The sequence below is a fragment of the Hylemonella gracilis ATCC 19624 genome, from assembly GCF_000211835.1.
Lineage (GTDB): Bacteria > Pseudomonadota > Gammaproteobacteria > Burkholderiales > Burkholderiaceae_C > Hylemonella > Hylemonella gracilis.
The window spans coordinates 1-2,943 of sequence record NZ_AEGR01000105.1; the positions used below are offsets into that span (position 1 = coordinate 1).

Consider the following 2,943-nt stretch of genomic DNA (forward strand, 5'->3'; position numbering starts at 1 on the left):
CCAGGCCACGCAGCAGAACGCCGCGCTCGTCGAAGAGATGGCCGCCGCGGCCAGCAGCCTCAAGGGACAGGCCCAGGACCTGGTGCAGGCCGTGGCGGTCTTCAAGCTCGACGACAACGGCGACAGCGGACACGAAGTCATGAGCGCCCTCGCCCGTGCGCCGTCCTCCTCGGTCGCCCTCCTCCATTCACATCGGCATTGAGCTCTTCAAGACACCCGATGTCAGCAAGGTCGGCCTGCGTTTCACTGGAGTGCTCCCGAATGACGCGCAGGCCCGTGGCAGCGATTGCGCTGATGTCAACCGCCCGCGAAGATGGGCGGCGTGATGCCCCTCGGCTCACGAATTAAGCCACCCCAGCCTCCTTGCCCCCCATCTCCGTCTGAGCACCCCAGCCCCCTTCCGTCATCGGATTGGGGCATGTTCATTTCCAACCCCGGAGCGCGGCCTCAAGGGTGTGGTCTGCCCCGCCACGGGGCGGGCTGAACGGAGTCCCGCTCGGGTCGGTCCTGCCCCATCTGGGTAGGAATCGTCCTACCCGCACCATCCGATTCCGACACGCAAACCGGCCGTGTCCGATGGTGCGGCGGGGCCCGCCTCGGCACCATGAGGGTCATGAAGATCCTTGTTGTCGATGACTCCGAATTGATCCGCTTCCGCCTGGTCCGCCAGATGGAAGCGATCCCTGGCGTCGAGCGCGTGCTGACGGCTTCCGGTTGCATGGTGGCCAAGCACCTGGTGTCCAGCATGCAGGCCGCGCTGACGGTGCTGGTGCTGGACCTGCACCTGCCCGACGGCGACCCCGTGCGCCTGATCCCGCAGTTCAAGGGTGAGCACCAAGACCTCAAGGTCGCGGTGCTGACCAACGACGCGACGGACTACAACCGCCAGCGCTGCTTGCAGGCGGGCGCCGACTGGTTCTTCGATAAATCCACCGAGTTCGAGCAGTTGCTGACGCTGCTGCGCCAATTGTCTGACCCTGCATCGCCTGACCCCACTTTTCCCCGGAGTAACCCATGAGCACCGTTCTGAATCACGCCCCGCACGACGCCCGCACCGAAGCGCCCACGTCCATCCGCGAGTTCCTGGCTTTCAAGCTGGGCAACGAGGAATACGGCGTGGACATCCTTCGGGTGCAGGAAATCCGCTCCTTCGAGCAGCCCACCCGCATGGTCAACGCGCCCGAGCACATCCTGGGCGTGGTGAACCTGCGCGGCGTGATCGTCCCGATCATCGACATGCGCATCCAGTTTGGCCTGCACAACGTCAAGTACGACGGCTTCACCGTGGTCATCGTGCTGAACATTGGCAGCAAGGTGGTGGGCATGGTGGTCGATGCCGTCTCCGACGTCATCACCCTGGCGCCCGAGCAGCTGCGCCCGGCACCGGAGATCTCGGGCGCCATCGATTCGAGCGCGGTGCTCGCCCTGGGCACGGTCAACGACCGCATGCTGATCCTTCTCGACATTGAACGCGTCATGAACGCTTCTTCAGTGCAGTAAGCCGAAGCGTTTTAAACATTGAACTGGAGAAACATCATGAAATTCCTGAACAACTATTCCATCAGCACCCGTCTGAGCTCCGCCTTTGGCCTGATCCTGATCCTGCTCGCGCTGTGTGCGTCGATCGGCGTGTGGCGCTTGCAAGAGCTGGCCCATACCGCCGAAGTGATGGGCACCACGGACAACGATCGGCTGCGCCAAGTCAGCACCTGGCGCAGCGCGATCGAGCTGAACTGGGTGCGCACGCGCGCCGCGCTGGACGAAACCGACCCGGCCCGCATCAAGGGGTGGCAGGCGGAGATGGACAAGACCTCCGCGCTCGTCACGGACGTCAGCAAGAAGGCGGTGGCGATGCTCACGTCCCCGGAAGACAAGGCCTTGGTGGACGAGGTCTTCAAGGCCCGCGAAAACTACCGCGACCCGCGCGCCGATGCCTTGAAGCGCCGGCTCGCCGGTGAGGACGTCTCGGCGCTCGTCGAACAGCGGCTCAAACCTCTGTCGGAGGTGTACATCGCCGCCCTGCAACGTCTCGAGGACCGTCAATTGAAGCTGTACGACGACAAGCTCGAGGAAGCGGCGAGCGAGGCGGAGCTGAGCCGCTGGATCATCGTCGGATCGGCCGTCACGGCCATCCTCCTGGGCATTGGCGCCGTCATGGTTCTGTCCCGCTCCATCGTGCCCCCGCTGCGCCTGGCGGTTGCCAGCACCCAGGCCATCGCCCAGGGTGATTTGAATCGCCGCATTGAGGCCGAAGGCCGTGATGAAGTGGCCCAGATGCTCAAGGCGCTGTCCGAGATGCAGTCCAGCCTGTCACAAATCGTGCAACGTGTGCGTGAAGGCAGCGAATCGGTGTCGACGGCCAGCGCCGAGATCGCCGAAGGCAACCAAGACCTCTCCGCTCGAACCGAAAGCCAGGCCAGCGCCCTGCAGGAAACCGCCGCCAGCATGGAGGAGTTGTCTTCCACCGTGAAGCAGAACGCCGACAACGCCCGTCAGGCCAACCAGCTGGCCCAGAGCGCCAGCACCGTCGCCGTCCAAGGCGGCGAGGTGGTCTCCCAGGTCGTCGACACCATGAAGGGCATCAGCAACAGCAGCAAGAAGATCGCCGACATCATCAACGTGATCGACGGCATCGCCTTCCAAACCAACATCCTCGCGCTCAACGCCGCCGTGGAAGCCGCCCGCGCGGGCGAACAGGGCCGTGGCTTCGCGGTCGTCGCCAGCGAAGTGCGCAACCTGGCGGGCCGCAGCGCGGACGCGGCCAAGGAAATCAAGGCCCTGATCACCGAGAGCGTGGGCCGCGTCGACCAGGGCACCTCCTTGGTGGACCAAGCCGGCAAGACCATGAACGAGGTCGTCGCCAGCATCCGTCGCGTGACCGACATCATGGGCGAAATCAGCGCGGCCAGCAGCGAGCAGAGCGCGGGCGTGTCCCAGGTGGGC

At 64.8% G+C, this 2,943-nt stretch carries 3 protein-coding genes and 1 pseudogene; all 4 read left to right on the plus strand.

The features are described from left to right. Positions 1 to 202 (plus strand): annotated as a pseudogene (locus HGR_RS15810) (hypothetical protein); the annotation flags it as partial. 411 nt (positions 203 to 613) lie between these two features. After that, positions 614 to 1,018 (plus strand): response regulator, encoded by a 405-nt coding sequence (locus HGR_RS15815; RefSeq protein ID WP_006299378.1) that lies wholly within the window; start codon positions 614 to 616, stop codon positions 1,016 to 1,018. Beyond that, on the plus strand, positions 1,015 to 1,500 hold the full coding sequence (locus tag HGR_RS15820) for a chemotaxis protein CheW (protein ID WP_006299379.1): 486 nt from the start codon (positions 1,015 to 1,017) through the stop codon (positions 1,498 to 1,500). The genes HGR_RS15815 and HGR_RS15820 overlap by 4 nt, the downstream gene beginning before the upstream one ends. Before the next feature lie 36 nt (positions 1,501 to 1,536). Beyond that, positions 1,537 to 2,943 (plus strand): methyl-accepting chemotaxis protein (locus HGR_RS15825; RefSeq protein ID WP_006299380.1); only part of this gene is annotated, 1,407 nt, incomplete at its 3' end.

Bases quoted from the DNA above. Each gene is read 5' to 3' on its own strand.
- HGR_RS15815 (WP_006299378.1), top strand. From the start codon at position 614: ATGAAGATCCTTGTTGTCGATGACTCCGAATTGATCCGCTTCCGCCTG.
- HGR_RS15820 (WP_006299379.1), top strand. From the start codon at position 1,015: ATGAGCACCGTTCTGAATCACGCCCCGCACGACGCCCGCACCGAAGCG.